Source organism: Flavihumibacter profundi (assembly GCF_020076305.1).
GTDB lineage: Bacteria > Bacteroidota > Bacteroidia > Chitinophagales > Chitinophagaceae > Flavihumibacter > Flavihumibacter profundi.
The window spans coordinates 380,762-398,404 of the sequence record NZ_JAIQXE010000004.1 but is presented as its reverse complement, the minus strand read 5'-3'; the positions used below and the strand labels follow the sequence as shown (position 1 = coordinate 398,404).

Genomic DNA, 17,643 nt, shown 5'->3' with positions numbered 1-17,643 from the left:
ATATATTCGTCTTATTTTCCCTTGATGGCTTTGGTAATTTGCTGCTCATTTACAGCCAAATATCAGGGCATTACAGACGGCCTTTGGTCAAGGATCAACTTTATCCTTTCACTTTTATACAAGGTGTCTGAATGCAGGCCTAATGTTTTACCCTCATATCGCTGGTAGTTCATCGTAACATGCGCTTTGGTCAAATTTGTTTTCAATACTTCTACTGATAGCAAATCACCGGGAATATTGGCACCAAACCAGTGTTCATCTGGCTGTTGCTTCCAGGTAACCAGGGTGAATATTTCGCCACCCGCTAACGCTTTATTAAACCTGCCGGCGCTTTTAAGTGCCTGGGGATTACCGTATAAAGTTGACATGGTGCCTGACTTTTTATGTATGAAACTGGTAATTACTTTCAATCCGGCAGGACTAAATTCAAAAGAATCCCGAATCGATGCCCTGGTATTTATGTTATTGGGGAGGTTGCCGTTATTTGTACAGGAACATATCCATAAACATAAGCATACACCTGCTATATGCGTCAATTTTTTCATCTCATTATAGTTTAACAGGAAATGTAAATACATGATCCAGGTCTTTTACAGGCCGATGGCAGCTAATGCACTTTGACGCAAACCTTGCATCCTTATCATCAGGGACCAGGTCAATCGTTTTAAACCTGGCCCAACCCCAACCTTCGGTGGCAGCATATTTCCTGCTATCTTTTACCATAAATTCCACCTGGTTAAATTTGCCTGGATAAATATTCCCCTCTTTATCAGCCAACTGGTCCCATTGTATTTTTGCTAACACCGATCCATCCGGCCAATGGCGGATATTATTCTCTTTAATCGCTTTGATGGCAACTGCATTACCCACAATTACCCGCATGGTGCCGTTACTAAAAGCATCGGTAGTACTGATAGACTGCCAGTTTTTATAATCTGGGTCATATGCCACGCCATTAGATGCCACTGGAATGGAAGTATTGCCAACACCTTTTTGCCATTGATTAAATTGTTCAAAGGCTTCCATGGTTTTAGAAGTGTCGTATGTCCCCGGAGATGCCATACCTGATACATAATTTTTCAATATAGCCTGGTCACCTTCCGATAGCTTTGCAGCAGGATGCATACGTGTATATTGCTTCAGGGGCATAACCCCTGAAATGGCAAAATTTACAATCTGCCAGAATTTATCTTTTTGTTGTGCCACAGGGAGGTTATTCCATTCTGAAAAGTTGACAGCACTTCGACCAGCCTCAATGTCTTTTGCTACAATCCAGGATACTGGTGATATCCTGTCAAACCAGCGTAATTGTGTCTCATTGGAATGGCAGTCGAAGCAGGCTTTTTTTAAAACAATTTTTACTTCCAGTGGCGCTGCAATATCCCCGGTTACCGGAGGATTTTCGATGTGTGGCTGTATAAACTGAATAATTATAAAACCTAAAAGCAGAAATGAGATTACCCGTAACATCCTTTTTTTGATGAGGAATTTCATATTTCTATAGGTTTATTTTGATCATTTATTGTAACCGAACCGGTACGCCGTAAACAAGAGTAAATGGGTAGGATAAGTGCGCTAACGCATCCAAAGATAATAGCCATGGGGTATTCAGTCATTCGTCCCGGAAATTGCCATTAAATATTCGACAAGAGTATTATCAGTTGGTTGGCCTGGCTATACAGCAAGCAACTTTATAAAATATGGCAGGAATCTAAAAGCAAACTATTAAGTCTTCTACTCAATCTGTTACAATCCATTTTTGGTTCCAGAAATATACCCCATCGACTATGATAACCTGGAAATTATAAATGCCTGCTTTTAATGGCTTGAATTCAAAATCTGCAGTTTCACCAACACCAAAAAAGGCACTTTCCTTCAGGGTAGTTTGCTGTATGGGTGGCAGATCAGTTCCATCTTTTGCAATAAACTTTATAGGAACGGGCACACTGTCTAATTGCATCCTCATTTTTATATCTCCGGCAGGGGCAATATGAATAAGCCGCAAGCGGTGCGTTTCACCAATCCGGGCTTTTTGTGTTGGCTGTTCAAAACTTCCGTTCAATTCCAAATCCTGCATGGTTTGTGGATTTGTGTTTTTCCAGCCCACTATATAATAGTGATCAGTTTTCGGATCGTAAGTTTGATTTTCCCCCATTACTATGATGGGGCCATAAAGTCCGCTTGCTACCTGGTGTACATCATTAAAATGGCTGTGGTAAATATATGTGCCTGGCCTCATCAGGGTCAATTTATAGGTAAACTTTCCCCCCGGCTGAATAGAGGGCGACATTTTACCATCGGATGCGCTCCAATCCGGTACGCCATCCGCCCAACTGTCCAAATCAAGTCCATGCCAATGTACGCTGGTCGGTACCTGCATGCGGTTCATCACTGTAACAAAAGTGGGTTGATATTGCTTCAATAAAAGTAAAGGTCCCGGTGTTGATATTGTATTTGTGTCGGGATTGAAATCCGGTGATAATGAAAAACCATTGCGTGGTGAATTTCGGGGTAAGTATTGGTTAGCATACAGGGTAAACTCGTTTGGCGGTCCTTTTGTAATCAAATCACTGGGTCCGGGTTTTATATTAATACCAACCACAAGTCCGGCCATATGTGGATTTTCGTTGGGCGGATCCAGTTCTGCTGCCCCGGGCAATCGTATTTCCGGGGTGACATGAAAGGAAAGATGACAATGAAACAACCAATTCCCCGGACGGGTTGCCACCCATTTCATGGTCATTGTTGACTGCCCGCCCATGCTTTGTGTTACAATCCTTGGTTCATAGCCCGGTTTGAACACACTATCAGTAAGCAGGGATCCAAGGGATAATTCAGTAAAATTAAATCCATGAAGGTGCATTGGATGCTCTCGAATTGTACTATTGATAACCCTCCAGCGGATGGTGTCGCCAACTGATGGCGTAATTCGTTCGGTATAAGGCCAGGATTTGCCATTTATGGTTAAAGATTCCAGGACGCCATTCTTTAAAAGTGCCGTATCAATTGGGAAACTGAAAATATTCAATACCAGCACGCGGTCCGGCGGTGATCCGCCTAAAGGGTCAATAATAAAACCACCTCCTAATTGTTGCTCTTCATGATCCGGGGGATGGGTACCCAGTTTTAACCCATACAGGTAAGTGCCTGCCATCCCGGACTCAAAACTTATTTCTTTTGTTTCCCCTGGCTTCAGCAGTATGCTGTCACAGACGGACGCGGGACGTTTCTGCAAACCAAAGAAAATTGCCGATGAATCTTTCAGTGTATTGTGTAATACAGCATGTATTTTGGTACCGGTTGGCACCCGGATCAGCGGTGCCGGAATGGAAGGGGCTTTTCCTTTCTCGCAAATGGTAGCCATCCTGAGACCCGGGTGGTTGGCTGCTTCCGGATAAAAATCACTCCATACAACTTCTAACTGCAGTTCAAGTACTTTGCCCTTAAGCTTACCGGCAGGAACGGTATTGTCGTTTGCGACAACCAGTGGATAGTCGGACTTTTCATCCGGATATATCAGTCGCGGAATCCTGATTCTTGGAAGTTGATCCAGTGAAAGCGCTTTTCCTTTGCCACAGGAAATATACTGCCTTTCGGCATTTGTATTTCTTGTTATAAGTTTTTCAGATCCTGTTGGGCTAATCAGTAGAAGTATATATATGAATTGCGCCAGTAGGGCTTTTAGCATATATTTTATGGTATTTTCTAAATATAACGATAATACCTTATTTAAATTTATGATTTAATTCCCCGCAAAGTCCTGCCCGCAACAATGGAAACAAAAACTACAACGACACAACAGGCAAACAGATGAAAATTACAATTGGTTCTGCAGTTTTTACAGCTACACTTTATGAAAATGAAACAGCTGCGTCATTTAAAACATTGTTACCGCTTACTTTAATTATGACGGAGTTAAACAGTAATGAAAAGTATTATTATTTCCCGGGCACCCTGCCTGCAAACGCATCAAATACGGGAACTATTCAAGCGGGTGATTTGATGCTGTACGGCAATAATTGTTTGGTGCTTTTCTATAAATCCTTCAATACATCATATAGCTACACCCCACTTGGGCGTATTAATAATATTTCGGGGCTTGCTGCTGCACTTGGCCATGGTAATGTAACAGTTAGGTTTGAAATCTGAATGGACCCCCACGCAGGTCTGAGCAGCATTTTTGCTGCTCTTTTCTATTTTACCATCGCTGAAACCCTTGCCACCATTGCAAAGCAGGTCAATTACCTCACTTGGTTGCAGCCCTGCTTTCCATTTCATGGAATTCTTCAGGTTTTTTGAAATAGAACGGCCCTGTTCGGTTGGTAAAACAAACATTAACCGTACCAACAGTACCCAACAAGGATTGGAGCATTGGCCGTTATAAGATGAGAATTTTAAAAATGCTTTCTTCCGCTGTTTATAGCTGGTCTTTTCAGGAGTAAAAAATCATGCTTCAGTAGCTAATAATCACGTCTGAGGCAGCTGGATCGGAATTTTCCCATGGGGTAGTACCTGGTTGATTGTCTTATGGCTGGTGAGATTAGTTCATCTGAACAAATGCACAGGCTCTTTGAATGGCGAATTCATCCATTACTCTAAAATCCCAAGATATGAGATTAGTTCTATTGCTTACAGCCTTATTCATTTGCAGCATGACCGCCCTGGCTCAGACCAGGAAGGTTTCCGGACAGGTAAAAGACAATAAGGGGCAGGTTGTTCCCTTTGCTACCATTAGCGAAGTTGGAACCTCCAATGCCGTGCAGGCAGATGAAAACGGGAACTATATAATCGTGGTCAAGCCGGGTGCACGGATAACGGTTTCGGCCGTTGGGTATCAGCCTAAAACATTAACCGCAGATACCGACACCCTGCAGTTTACTCTTACTGCCGGAGAGGCTCAAATGCAGGAGGTAGTGGTAACCGCTTTGGGCATCAAGCGGGAAAAGCGGGCCCTCACTTATGCCACGCAGACCATTGGTAGTGACCAGCTCAGCAAATCGGGCCTGGGAAATCCGCTTAGTGAATTGGAAGGGAAAGCGGCAGGTCTTACGGTTATTAACAGCGCCGGAGACCCGGGGGCCGGAACTTATATTCGCCTGAGAGGAGTTACCTCCATAACAGGTGATAACCAGCCCTTAATGGTTATTGATGGTGTGCCTGTTGATAACTCCATTAATAATTACGACCCTACATCAGCCACGGCAAATGTAAGTGGTGCGAATGCTAACTTAACAGGAGGAACCATTCCATCTAACCGTGGACTCGATTTAAATCCCAATGATATCGAAAGCATTACCGTATTGAAAGGACCTGCCGCCACTGCTTTATATGGGATCAGGGCCGCCAGCGGTGCCTTGATCATTACTACTAAAAGAGGAGTGGCAGGACAAAAAATGCGTGTCGATTTCAGCTCCACAACAAGCAGTAGTAGTACCAATCAATTACCGGAGCTCCAGGATAAGTATTCACAAGGTTCTAACGGTATTTACAGGGCGCCCAACTCAGGGAATTCCAACAGGAGAATTACCTGGGGAGCTGCCCTTGACACACTGTCCTGGGATGGCGTGTCCAACGAATGGGATCCGCATGGAAACATTGTTGGAAAGTCAAGCCCCCTGGCCAAAATCCCGGTAACCCCCTACGACCGCTATGAGTTTTTTAAAACCGGCTTAGCCCTGGATAATAATATTGCCATATCAGGCAGCACGGAGCGGTCTGCCTTCCGTGCTTCTATTGGGAACATCTACCAGGAAGGCGTTATCCCTAAAACAAAATATTCAAAAACCAGTTTTAGTCTTAATGGCCAGATGAAACTTACCGATAAACTGAATATATCGGGAAGTATGACGTATATCAACTCTAATAACGATAAGGTGCAGCAGGGCTCCAATGTTTCAGGAGTGATGCTGGGATTGTTGCGCACTCCACCCAATTTTGATAATTCCTGGGGGCTTTCCAATGCCCAGGATGATGAAAGGGCTTACGTAATTGCTTCCACCGGGGATCAAAGAAATTATCGCGGCGGGGCCGGATATGATAATCCCTATTGGACAGTAAACAGAAATCCCTTTAATGAAATCGTAAACAGGGTGTTTGGAAATTTGCAAACCAATTACCAGATCGCTGACTGGATAGGGCTTAGTTATCGCTTTGGAGGTGATGTATATTCACAGGATGCTAAGAACTTTTACGACATCAATTCCAATGCCTTCCGGGCCGGCAAGGGCATCATCAATGAATATTTTAATAATCAGTACGTTTCCGATTTTACCATTAACCTGAAACATACTTTTTCCAGTGATCTGTCCGGAACCCTGCTTTTGGGGCACAACTATTTTTATACCCAATCATCCGGCCGTACGGCGATAGGTGATGCGTTGATTGCCCCCAAGTTTTTTGATCTTTCCAATGCGCTGACTTATACAGGATTAGAAAGCGATGCTGCCAAACGTACCATGGCCTTTTATGGTGATGCTGAACTGGCCTATCGCAAGATGCTTTATTTGAGCCTTACCGGACGGCGGGAGACTTCATCTACTTTACCGGAAAATAACCGGAACTTCTTTTATCCTTCAGCCGGTCTTACCTGGTTGTTTAGCGAGCTGCCTGCTTTAAAAGACAAATTTCTTACCTATGGTAAGTTGAGGCTGTCCTATGCACAGGTCGGCAAAGATGCTCCCGTGTTCGGGGATAAAACCTACTATAGGCCGGGAGCTATGAATGATGGCTTTACATCTGGCATCCTGTTCCCCATCAACAACGGCAGTCCTATAGGGGGCTACCAGATCACATCAACCATATCTGTGATTGGAAATAGCGATCTGAAACCCGAAAAAACTTCTTCTTACGAGGTTGGAGCTGAACTGGGCTTCCTGAAAAGCCGGATCAATTTTACAGGTACTTACTATTATTCCAAAACGGTAGATGCCATCTTTACTGTTCCCTTTACCTATACAACCGGTTTTGCTTCCAAACTGCAGAATGCAGGCGAGATTACTAACCATGGCTTTGAACTATCGTTGAATACTACCCCGGTTAAAACCAATGATTTGACCTGGGATTTAAATTTTAACTGGGCCCTGAATAGAAATATGGTAACCAAATTATATACCGGTGTAGATAAGGTGCTGGTGGCCGGATTTCAGAATGGTGAAATTGATGCTTTTGAGGGTAAGCCTTTTGGACAAATCTTCGGTAGTGTTTACGTTCGGGCCAATGCCAGTTCCAGCACAACCAGTAAAGAACTGCCCAGTGGGCAGCTTCTTATTAATGACAATACCACTGACAATGGATATGCCATGCCTATCGTGGCAGCACAGAATGCCATTATGGGCGATATCAATCCTGACTGGCAAGGGTCTGTTATCAACAATTTAACCTGGAAGGGCCTGAGCTTTGGTTTCCAGATCGATGTTCGGCAGGGAGGGGCTATCTGGAACGGAACAAGAGGCGCTCTTTCTTATTTCGGTACTTCTAAAGAAACAGAGAACAGGGGCAGTTCCAAAGTGTTTACTGGCTTAAAGGGACATTTGAATGCCAGTGGAGCGATCGTACATTTTGATGCCAACGGAAATGAAGTCAGCGGGCCTGGTGATGCAAATACCACATCGGCTGTTTTAAATCAATACTATTGGCAAAATATTGGAAGCAGCTTTATTGGACCTTCTGAACCATCCGTGGAAGACGGCTCATTTGTCAAGCTACGGCAAGTCAGCCTCGGTTATAATTTCCCCAAATCGCTGGTTGGAAAAAAATTCAGGACCCTTAATATAACGGTATTTGCCAACAATATTTTGATCCACACCAATTACAAGGGGGTGGACCCGGAAACCAGTCTGGCGGGTCCGGCTAACGGACAGGGGCTGGATTACTTCAACAACCCCGGAATAAAAACCTATGGTGTTCGCTTAAATGTTGGACTATAAACTCTTTGCGATTATGAAATACTCTAATAACAGCTTAATTAAAACCGTATTGATTTTGGCCCTGTTAATTCAGCTATCCTGTACGAAAGAGACATTTACACGGACTAATATCAATCCGAACTCTCCGGCAACAGTAACACCTGGCAATATATTGCCCGTGGTCGAAACCTCGCTGGCCTATACGGAAGGAGGGGACTTTGCCCGGTTTGCCAACTTGTTTGTGCAACAAAGCGTTGGCTTTTCACGGCAGTCGGAAGCCTATTATCATTATATTTTAACCTCCACCGACTTTGATACTCCCTGGGGGAACTTGTATACTTCTGTACTCGGCAATAATAAAGACATGATGCTGAAGGCAGATGCTGGCGGATATAATGTGTATGGCGGGATTTCCAGGATCCTTATGGCGTATACGCTTCAGGTATTAGCGGATATGTGGGGAGACGTTCCCTATTCAGAGGCGTTAACAGGCGCTACCAATACCCATCCCAGGTATGACAATGCCAAGGCTTTGTATGATACAATTCAGAATTTGATTGATGTGGCCATTTCAAAATTGACCGATCCTGATAAGGGTGGTTTAAGGCCCGGTACAGATGATATCATTTATGGCGGTAACGCTGACTTATGGGTAAAATTCGGCCATGCGATTAAAGCAAGATTATTCATTCATCAAAGCAAAGGCAATCCGGATATGGCCAACAAAGCCCTGGATGAGGCCAACCAGGCATTTGCCAGTAAAGATGATAATGCCCAATTTGTTTTTGGTATGGCCGAGACCTTTGCTAATCCCATTTACGAGTTTAATGAGCAACGTGGTGATATAGACTACGGAGCGGGTACACTGGTCAATAAACTTATAGCCCTTAAAGATCCGCGGCTGAACATTTTTACGGATACCTCCTATAACGATGTAAACGGTGCGGGTATTGGATCGTATTACGGTGATATCAATGGCCATGTGGAGTTTATCACTTATGACGAGATGCTGTTTGTAAAAGCCGAAGCAACCTTGTGGTCTTCCGGAAATATTGCACAGTCCCAAACGTTTTACCAGGAGGCTATCAAGGCTAATATGGAAAAACTGGGCGTGGCTCCGGCAGACATTACCACGTATCTGGCTGCCAATGGCACCCTGCCTTCCAACGCGACTGACGCTATTGCACAAGTAGCTTTACAGGAATGGATTGCCTTGTATCAGAACCCGGAAGCCTGGACTACATGGCGCCGCACCGGTTCGCCCATTTTAACGCCTACTGCGGGCTCGCTTGGTGTTCCCCGCCGTTTTCTGTATCCTACCAATGAATACTCGCTGAACGGCAAAAATGTGCCGCAGGCAACTTTGTATACACCAAATATTTTCTGGGATTTTTAAATTGTCTTAGACGTGAGATGTGAGACAAGGGATACTAAGATTGGCCGATCCATTTTTTAAAAGAAGAAGCCGTATGCTGGCTGACAATGAGCGTGTGAAAAGTGTTTGTCAGATTGAGCAGGATCTGCAGTTTTACCCGCTCGTAAGGTTTGAAGCTTTTGATGGCATCAATATGGATAATGTACTGGCGGTTTGCTCTGAAGAATTCATGAGGATCCAACTCTTCTTCTAATTCTGTGAGGGTTTTATTGTAAATATATTTTTGCTCCTGCTTATCCAAGACAAATACCACCTTGTTTTCTGTATAAAATAAAGCTATGTCATCACGCTTAATGGCGAGCGTTTCTGTTCCTTTCCGTACAAGGAGCCTTGTATGTTTTTTCAGATTGTCGGCATATTCAATCATAACCTGTAAGTGTCCGAAAAAATTATTAAGTATAAGAACAGAATTGCTGTAAAAGTTATTAAATAAAACGAAAACTGTAATGTTAAAATTTGACGATTCTATGGCCAGGATACCGCACTGATGGCCGGTTTGATCAGACAAGAAGTCCGTACTTTTCCGGGAGTGGTGGTCGGGGCGTCATTCCATTATAGTTACTATCTTTAAGTAAAATATGGAAATGCCCGGATTGCGACTCAATATGATGGCGCTTTTATTGGGGGCTCTACTCATAATTTCTGCCGGTCCGGCAAATCAACAAATCAAAAGACCAGTTGGCCAACCGAATATTATTTTAATTGTTGCCGACGACCTGGGATACAGTGATCTTCATGCTTATGGAAATCTGGCTATTCATACGCCCAATATCGATAGCCTTGGTATTGCCGGAGTACGATTCACTCACGCTTATGTGACTTCACCTATTTGTTCACCTTCAAGGATGGGTATGATGACCGGTCGTTACCAGAATCGTTTCGGCAGCGAATATATGCCTTACGACAAATTTGATCCGGCATTTTTAAAGAATTTGCATAAGCATTATTTTTCTCTGCGCAAACAGGTGCCCGGATTAAAAACATTGAAGCCCCACCTGGGTTTAAAGGAAAGCAAATACAATACGGGCCTGGATTTGCATGAGATCACCCTGGCTGAATTGCTGAAAAAACAAAATTATGTAACGGGACTGGTGGGTAAATGGAACATGGGTGATGATGATGGAAATCACCCTTACGAAAGGGGATTTGATTATAGTTATTACTTCGATGGTGCATTGACAAGATATGTGGACGATCCGGTAGATACCAGCCGCTACATCAGCAAACATTTGCCCTGGTCTTTTTCTGAACTGCCTGCATGGACACCGAGGGCCGGAGCAACAGCAATCCGCGAGGGAAAGGATATGGTGAAGGATACCGGATACCTGACATTTTCAATCGCGGAAAAAGGAGTAGCGTTTATTGAAAAGAATAAAGACAATCCTTTTTTTCTTACACTCACCTTCAATGCACCGCATGATCCATTCCAGGTCCCCAGGAATTATTTTGATCGTATCCAGCATGTGGATGACACTGTAAAGCGCGTTTATTACGGCATGATCGAAGCTTTAGACGATGCGGTAGGGAAAATAGTTGAAAAATTGAGAAAGCTGCATATCGACGATCAGACCCTGATCATATTTATCAGTGATAACGGCGGGGCAACTTATACCAGGGCAACTGATAACGCACCTTTGCGCGGCGGAAAATGTACGCATTTTGAGGGCGGTTTGATGGTTCCTTTTTTTATTAAATTTCGTTCCCTGATCAGGGATGCACCAGTATATGATAAACCGGTGTCTTCACTGGATATTTTTGCGACGGTTGCGGCCATTGCTAATGTATCCCTTCCCACTGACCGGGTTTACGACGGAACCAACCTGATTCCTTTTTTGAAGGATAATAATGGATATCCTCATGATGTATTTTATTGGAGAAGTGGTTATTCAAAAGCCATTTGCAAGGCAAACTGGAAATTATATATCAACGAAAAAAATAAAAAGAAATTCCTCTTTGACCTTTCCAAAGACATTGGGGAAAAAAATGATTTGTCTTCCAGTTATCCGGATGAAGTAAATGAATTAACGCATGAACTTGAAAACTGGGAAAGTACACAAACGGTTAAACCATCTTGGCCAAGCGCGGCAGATTTTCTGATCGAAGTGGACGGCGAAACCTATTATTTTCCAAGCTGATTTTAGCGGCTTTTCAAAAATCTTACCAGTAACTTAACTTAAACTATACGATATGAAGGAAATAAGAAGGGAAGACATCAAACAGGAAGTGTTTGACCTGTATGACGATTACGCCCACAACCGCATTGAAAGGCGCGATTTTATCCTGAAGCTATCAACCTATGCTGTGGGCGGCATTACGCTAAATGCCCTTACGAGTTTCATGATGCCCGACTATTCTGGTTCCCTTCAAATTAAACCGGATGATCCCCGTTTAAAATCAGAGTATGTTTATTACCAGTCTCCTAAAGGCGGTGGTAAGATAAAAGCATTATTGTCAATGCCTGTCGATATAAAAAACAAACTGGGCGGCATCGTCGTAGTGCATGAAAACCGGGGACTCAATCCCTATATTGAAGATGTGGCAAGGCGTGCTGCGCTGGCCGGATTCATTTCCCTGGCTCCTGATGCGCTTACCCCATTGGGTGGTTATCCCGGAAATGATGACAAGGGTAGGGAACTGCAGGCCACTCGCGATAGAAATGAAATACTGGAAGATTTTATTGCTGCATACGATTACTTAAAGGGACTAAAGGATTGTAATGGAAAAGTTGGCGTTGTCGGTTTTTGCTTTGGTGGATGGGTCGCAAATATGATGGCGGTGCGCATTCCCGGTTTATCAGCTTCTGTCCCTTTTTACGGCGGGCAACCCGCAGCTGAAGATGTTCCGAAAATCAAGGCGCCGCTCCTGTTGCATTACGCCGGTCTTGATACACGGGTGAATGAAGGTTGGCCGGCGTATGAGCAGGCCCTGAAAGAGCAAAAGAAGGAATATACGGTGTACATATATCCGGATGTAAATCATGGCTTTCATAACGATACTACACCCCGATACGATAAATCTGCTGCAGAACTGGCCTGGAAAAGGACCATCGATTTTTTCAATGATAAATTGAAGTAACAATCCGGTGCCGTAATCTATAGTATAGGCCTATCTATTCAATAAATATGTAGAATAGTTGAAAAGATAGTATCTTTGTACCTGATTAAACTGTTTAACATGGCAGCGGCTTCAATAAAGGAACAGGTTTACCAGGAACTTTCACGGGTTACAAATGCTATTTCCAATCCCAAACGGATGGAATTGATTGATGTCCTTTCCCAGAAGAGTTATTCCGTTGAAGAACTTTCCCGGGAGATCGACATGTCTGTCGCCAGTACTTCCCAGCACCTGCAGGTATTGAAATCGGCAAAACTCGTGGACACACAACGCCAGGGAAATTTCATTATTTATAGTATTGCTGACGACAGCGTTCTGAAAATGGTATCCGCCGTAAAAGAATTAGGGTTCCGTAAAATCGCCGAAATAGACCGGCTCATCGCTGATTTTAAAACTGATAAAAACTTACTGGAATCCATTTCCCTTGAAGACTTGCTGCTAAGGTCTAAAAAAGAAAAGGTAATGCTGATAGATGTCAGGCCCGGGGAAGAATACAACGCCGGTCATATACCTGGTGCTGTTTCCATTCCCCTTGCACAACTCAAAAAGAGGCTGGACGAATTGCCCAAAAACAAAACCATTATCGCGTATTGCCGTGGCCCTTTGTGCGTAATGGCGATTGATGCTATAAAATTGCTGAACCAAAAGAAATTCAAAGCCATCCGGATGGAAGATGGTTATGTGGAATGGAAATTAAAGCAAACGGAAATTGGTAAATCTAAACGGTAAAACTGCTAATATTAATTCTTTAAATATTTCTAAAACATATGAATATGAAAATCACCAAACAATTACCTTTTTTGCTTACAGTATTATTGATGACAGCTATATCTTTCAGCAGTTGTGGGCAAGCTACCAGTGCTGAACCCTGGACAGCAAACCAATTGATGCCCCCTTCCGAATTGGCTAAAATGATCAATGATAAGAATGCCAGCCAGCCGGTAGTGCTGTGTATCGGGCCGGGCGCTGTCATAAAGGGCTCAATCGATATTGGCCCCGCCCAGGAAAAGGAAAATCTTGCTAAACTCAAGGAACAACTTTCTAAACTTCCTAAGGATGCAAACATTGTGATCTATTGCGGATGCTGCCCTTTTGCGCATTGCCCGAATGTTCGTCCTGCTTTTCAAATGCTGAAGGATATGAAGTTCACCAATCAAAAATTGCTGAATCTTTCAACGAATATAAAAACAGACTGGATTGATAAAGGATATCCTGTTGCAAAAAAGTAATGGATATGAAACTAAGGCAAAGCTGAATGCCAGGTACTTAATGGATTGGTTCTTTCTAAATATAGTATCGATAACCCATAAATGTATAGTATGAAACAAGAATCTGTGGAAGCCATGGTGCCAGCGGCCCAATTGATTGAAATGTTTACTTTCAAAATAGCAAGTAACCAGCCAATAGAAAAAATTACAGCAAATGTTCCGGCAGTATGTGAAAAAAACAAATTCTCCATATTGCAAACCTTTAATTACCAGGAAATCCTGGAAGGCAAAGGTTTCCCGATCCAACGGAAAGTTTTCATATACGAAATATGCCAGGCAAAGGTTGCTGCTAAAATGTTAACCACTAATCCTGAGTTTTCCATTTTTATGCCTTGCAAAATCGCCATTTATGAAAATGACGGCCACACCATCATTTCCACCATGAATATGGAAATAGCGCTCAAGGCAGTTGAGGATAATGTTGAATTATATAATGAAGCAACAGCCATGTTTAACACATTGAAAGCCCTTCTGGTTTCTTTGAAAAACAGCTGACCTGACAGGAACTGCACCGGCACAAATAGGGTTATACTTTCAGTATAAATTGATTAACAATGAAAGCCTTGTTTATTATTAACGATGCTCCGTATGGAAGCGAAAAAGCCTATAATGCTTTACGCATCGCCAACCAGCTTAATAAAGAACATGCAGATGCAGAGGTCCGGATTTTTTTGATTGCAGATGGCGCCAATTGTGCCATAGCAGGACAAAACACACCTAATGGTTATTACAATATTGAAAGAATGCTGAAACTCTCATTGAATAATGGTGCAAAGGTGAAAATCTGCGGAAGCTGTGCTGAAGCAAGGGGACTTAAAAGCCTGCCATTAATGGAAGGTGCGGAAATCAGCAGCCTGGCAGAACTTACTAACTGGGTAGTGGACAGCGATAAGGTATTAACTTTCTGACAATAATTTTTGCCATGAATAATCAGGTTCAATTAGGATTAAAAGAAAACTGGAAACAGTTTACCCTGCTGGTTATTGTAAATGGCTTTGTAGGGGGCATGGTGGGTATGGAACGTTCCATCCTTCCCCGTATTGCTGAAAAGGAATTTGCCATTGCAGCCAAAACAGCCATATTATCTTTTATTATAGTCTTCGGGATTGTAAAAGCCATTACTAATTATTACACAGGTACTTTAGCCAATAAATTCGGAAGGAAGAACCTGTTGGTGGCAGGCTGGGTCATTGGAATTCCCATTCCGTTTTTGCTGATGTTTGCACCTTCATGGAGTTGGATCATTGCAGCCAATGTATTGTTAGGCGTGAACCAGGGTTTAACCTGGAGCAGTACCGTGGTAATGAAGATTGACCTGGTTGGCGAAAAACAAAGAGGCTTCGCCATGGGCCTGAATGAGTTTGCAGGGTATATAGCCGTAGCACTGGTGGCATTTTTAACTGGTTGGATTGCCAGTAAATATGGCATCAGGCCTTACCCGTTTTATACAGGAATAGTATTGGTTGTTTTGGGTTTATTCTCGAGTATATTTTTAGTGAAAGACACCAAACACCATGTAGCAAAAGAAACAGTAACAAATACAATTCCCAGGTTAATGAATATATTCTGGGATACTACCTGGAAGGATAAAAACCTGGGTTCGGTGACACAGGCCGGGTTGATAAATAACCTGAATGATGGCATGGCCTGGGGTATTTTCCCCATCCTGCTGGCAACTAAAGGCTTCACTATCGGGGAAATCGGCATAGTCACTGCTATCTATCCTGCTGTTTGGGGCATCGGGCAATTATTCACCGGTAAAATGGCGGACAAGTTTTGTAAAAAGGATATGCTCTATGTTGGCATGCTATTACAGGCTATTGCCCTGATTGTTTTAGTATGGGCCAATACGATGCTGCATTTTATTATTCTCTCTTCAATTTTGGGTTGGGGAACCGCAATGGTTTACCCGACATTCCTGGCAACAGTAGCAGAAAATACAAATCCGCAGGACAGGGCAAAAAGCATTGGTATTTTCCGTTTGTGGCGGGATCTCGGATATGCAATTGGTGCAATACTTACCGGTATCATAGCAGATTTGATAAGCATCAATGCCGCTATTATTTTCATTGGGTTCCTGACATTGGTATCCTCCCTGGTAATCCGGTTCAGGATGAGATGCAAAACTGGTGGCTCCCTGAAAATATGGGATTGGATAACCGGTAAGCATAAACGTATTGCAGGAACAGAAAATACCAGTATGCTTTGCGCTGGCCGTCTCAACCCCTTATTAACCGGATAGTTTTCTACAAGCAGCTTAGTTGATTTTTATTTTCAGGGTTATTGCTGGCTGTGATTTTACGTATAAAGGGTTCTCATGCGGTAAAAACAATTCCTGGTTCTTGAAACTTATTGATGCTGCCTTCTTTGCATTATGGGAAGAACTGATAAAAAATGGGATACTGCCTAATGCACTACAAGCACCTATTACAAATAAAACTCCCCCAACATCAGCAGCAGTGTTTTGAGTATATAGATCAAAGTTTGCATATACCAGGATTCCTCCGACTGATGCCATAGCTATCCCGCCAGCCAGCATTGCCCAGGCAGCCGTTTTCTGGTTTTTGCTTTTCTTCAGGTACTCAGCCTTCAGGGTTGAAGAATCACTGAAATTTCCTGCATTCATGCTGGCATAGAAGGAGGACCTTAAGGAAGCTTTTGTTAGCGGATATTTATCATTTTTCTGCTGGGCATTTACGCATATACTTGCTAATATTATGAAGATGGTAAATAATAGAATACTTTTCATAACCGCTCATTTAAGATTAATTATTCAAAAATAAAATGCAATTATTGAGGAGGCTGTGATGGCCATCAGGCTATTCTCTGATGCTGGTCACAAGAAGCCCGGAGCTTCTTTCTTTTTTAATTTGCGAATTGCCAGTACAGTTTAAGCAGTAGATTTATCCTCATATGAAAAATGCAACAACGATTTTCCGCGTCCTCCTTGGATTTATTTACCTGGTGTTCGGCCTGGATTATTTCCTGCATTTTATTCCCTATCAACCCATGCATACCGGTAATGCAGCGGCTTTAAAAGCGGGCCTGATAGGTACCGGATATATTTATCCCATGATGAAAACCATCCAGGTCGTTGGTGGTCTATCCTTATTGGTTAACCGGTTCGCACCTTTTTTTGCTGTGGTGCTGTTCCCGATCAGTTTGAATGTATTCCTGTTTCATACCATTTTAGTCCCATCCGGCTGGTTAATGGGCGTTTTCCTTATCGTGCCTAACCTGTTTCTGGGATATGCATACCGCAGGTATTATAAGGGTATGTTTATAAAAAAACCTGCAGTATAAGAGTTGCAGCCGGCAACCCCCGTTTCGAATACCCCAAATCATTGAAAATAATAGCGGTGTAGGTAGATAATGCCCTGATAATGCTGCGCTAAAGCCGTTAAAGACGTAAGATAAACGTAGGATAAACGTAAGATAATAGGGCGAAAATGCCCAGAATATGCTGTCTTTAGCTTACCTTTCCGGAAAAAATTATGGCAAGAGCAAACAATGCACTGACACTTGGTATGACGGGAACCATTGCCAAACAAATTGTGTATCGTACACGGGGAGGGAAGACATTTGCCAGCAAGTACCCCGATATGTCCAATGTAAAACCCTCGGAGGAGCAGCTTAAATACAAGTTCATATTTGGTGAGGCTGTCCGTTATGCCCAGGGAATTATCCGCGACCCGAAAAAGAAAGCGGCCTATAAAGTGAAAAAGGGGGCATCCGTTTACCATACCGCCATCAGGAACTATATGCGGGAGCATGCTGCCCATTAAGGAAATCCGGGAAACCATCTGGTACGCTTACCTGATATATTGATGGTGGTCCCGGCCTGGCTCATTTAAAATTGTTCGTCCGGGTGAGTATTGCAAACAGGGATTTATCTCTTAAAGAGGCAAAACTCACTATGCCC

17 protein-coding genes are annotated in these 17,643 nt (G+C 43.1%); 12 read left to right on the top strand and 5 right to left on the bottom strand.

From position 1 onward, the window contains the following. Window positions 1-62: 62 nt before the first annotated feature. The 3 genes from LAQ65_RS19960 to LAQ65_RS19950 form a co-directional block, all read right to left on the bottom strand. Window positions 63-545, bottom strand: a complete 483-nt coding sequence (locus tag LAQ65_RS19960) for a cytochrome P460 family protein (RefSeq protein WP_224118783.1) — start codon at window positions 543-545, stop codon at window positions 63-65. Window positions 546-549: 4 nt separating this feature from the next. Beyond that, window positions 550-1,494: a heme-binding domain-containing protein gene (locus LAQ65_RS19955; protein ID WP_224118782.1), complete on the bottom strand. Its 945-nt coding sequence runs from the start codon at window positions 1,492-1,494 to the stop codon at window positions 550-552. Window positions 1,495-1,738: 244 nt separating this feature from the next. Then, window positions 1,739-3,688 (bottom strand): multicopper oxidase domain-containing protein, encoded by a 1,950-nt coding sequence (locus tag LAQ65_RS19950; protein ID WP_224118781.1) that lies wholly within the window; start codon window positions 3,686-3,688, stop codon window positions 1,739-1,741. 122 nt (window positions 3,689-3,810) lie between these two features. On the opposite strand from LAQ65_RS19950, the gene LAQ65_RS19945 reads away from it, so the two are divergent. The 3 genes from LAQ65_RS19945 (at window position 3,811) to LAQ65_RS19935 (ending at window position 9,300) form a co-directional block, all read left to right on the top strand. Beyond that, window positions 3,811-4,149 (top strand): cyclophilin-like fold protein, encoded by a 339-nt coding sequence (locus LAQ65_RS19945; RefSeq protein WP_224118780.1) that lies wholly within the window; start codon window positions 3,811-3,813, stop codon window positions 4,147-4,149. Window positions 4,150-4,610: 461 nt separating this feature from the next. Beyond that, window positions 4,611-7,925 (top strand): SusC/RagA family TonB-linked outer membrane protein, encoded by a 3,315-nt coding sequence (locus LAQ65_RS19940; RefSeq protein WP_224118779.1) that lies wholly within the window; start codon window positions 4,611-4,613, stop codon window positions 7,923-7,925. Between the two features lie 13 nt (window positions 7,926-7,938). Next, window positions 7,939-9,300: a SusD/RagB family nutrient-binding outer membrane lipoprotein gene (locus LAQ65_RS19935; RefSeq protein ID WP_224118778.1), complete on the top strand. Its 1,362-nt coding sequence runs from the start codon at window positions 7,939-7,941 to the stop codon at window positions 9,298-9,300. A gap of 34 nt (window positions 9,301-9,334) precedes the next feature. On the opposite strand, the gene LAQ65_RS19930 is transcribed toward LAQ65_RS19935, so the two are convergent. Then, a complete protein-coding gene (locus LAQ65_RS19930) occupies window positions 9,335-9,706 on the bottom strand; it encodes a LytR/AlgR family response regulator transcription factor (protein WP_224118777.1) in 372 nt (123 codons plus the stop codon). A gap of 211 nt (window positions 9,707-9,917) precedes the next feature. Here LAQ65_RS19930 and LAQ65_RS19925 point away from each other — a divergent pair, with 211 nt between their 5' ends. The 7 genes from LAQ65_RS19925 (at window position 9,918) to LAQ65_RS19895 (ending at window position 15,963) form a co-directional block, all read left to right on the top strand. Then, window positions 9,918-11,474, top strand: coding sequence for a sulfatase-like hydrolase/transferase (locus LAQ65_RS19925; RefSeq protein ID WP_224118776.1), 1,557 nt, complete (start codon window positions 9,918-9,920; stop codon window positions 11,472-11,474). A gap of 52 nt (window positions 11,475-11,526) precedes the next feature. Beyond that, window positions 11,527-12,414, top strand: coding sequence for a dienelactone hydrolase family protein (locus LAQ65_RS19920; RefSeq protein WP_224118775.1), 888 nt, complete (start codon window positions 11,527-11,529; stop codon window positions 12,412-12,414). A 99-nt stretch (window positions 12,415-12,513) separates the two neighbouring features. Next, window positions 12,514-13,182, top strand: coding sequence for a metalloregulator ArsR/SmtB family transcription factor (locus LAQ65_RS19915; RefSeq protein ID WP_224118774.1), 669 nt, complete (start codon window positions 12,514-12,516; stop codon window positions 13,180-13,182). Window positions 13,183-13,226: 44 nt separating this feature from the next. Continuing rightward, on the top strand, window positions 13,227-13,682 hold the full coding sequence (locus LAQ65_RS19910) for a rhodanese-like domain-containing protein (RefSeq protein WP_224118773.1): 456 nt from the start codon (window positions 13,227-13,229) through the stop codon (window positions 13,680-13,682). Between the two features lie 90 nt (window positions 13,683-13,772). Beyond that, a complete protein-coding gene (locus LAQ65_RS19905) occupies window positions 13,773-14,216 on the top strand; it encodes a DUF302 domain-containing protein (protein ID WP_224118772.1) in 444 nt (147 codons plus the stop codon). A gap of 59 nt (window positions 14,217-14,275) precedes the next feature. Further along, a complete protein-coding gene (locus tag LAQ65_RS19900; RefSeq protein WP_224118771.1) occupies window positions 14,276-14,629 on the top strand; it encodes a DsrE/DsrF/TusD sulfur relay family protein in 354 nt (117 codons plus the stop codon). A 14-nt stretch (window positions 14,630-14,643) separates the two neighbouring features. Beyond that, entirely contained in the window at window positions 14,644-15,963 is a 1,320-nt protein-coding gene (locus tag LAQ65_RS19895) for an MFS transporter (RefSeq protein WP_224118770.1), read from the top strand. Between the two features lie 15 nt (window positions 15,964-15,978). Here LAQ65_RS19895 and LAQ65_RS19890 read toward each other — a convergent pair whose 3' ends face one another. Further along, on the bottom strand, window positions 15,979-16,470 hold the full coding sequence (locus LAQ65_RS19890; RefSeq protein WP_224118769.1) for a hypothetical protein: 492 nt from the start codon (window positions 16,468-16,470) through the stop codon (window positions 15,979-15,981). A 164-nt stretch (window positions 16,471-16,634) separates the two neighbouring features. On the opposite strand from LAQ65_RS19890, the gene LAQ65_RS19885 reads away from it, so the two are divergent. Together LAQ65_RS19885 and LAQ65_RS19880 are read left to right on the top strand one after the other, a co-directional pair. Further along, window positions 16,635-17,024 (top strand): hypothetical protein, encoded by a 390-nt coding sequence (locus LAQ65_RS19885; RefSeq protein ID WP_224118768.1) that lies wholly within the window; start codon window positions 16,635-16,637, stop codon window positions 17,022-17,024. 191 nt (window positions 17,025-17,215) lie between these two features. After that, a complete protein-coding gene (locus tag LAQ65_RS19880; RefSeq protein WP_224118767.1) occupies window positions 17,216-17,506 on the top strand; it encodes a hypothetical protein in 291 nt (96 codons plus the stop codon). Window positions 17,507-17,643 lie beyond the last annotated feature (137 nt).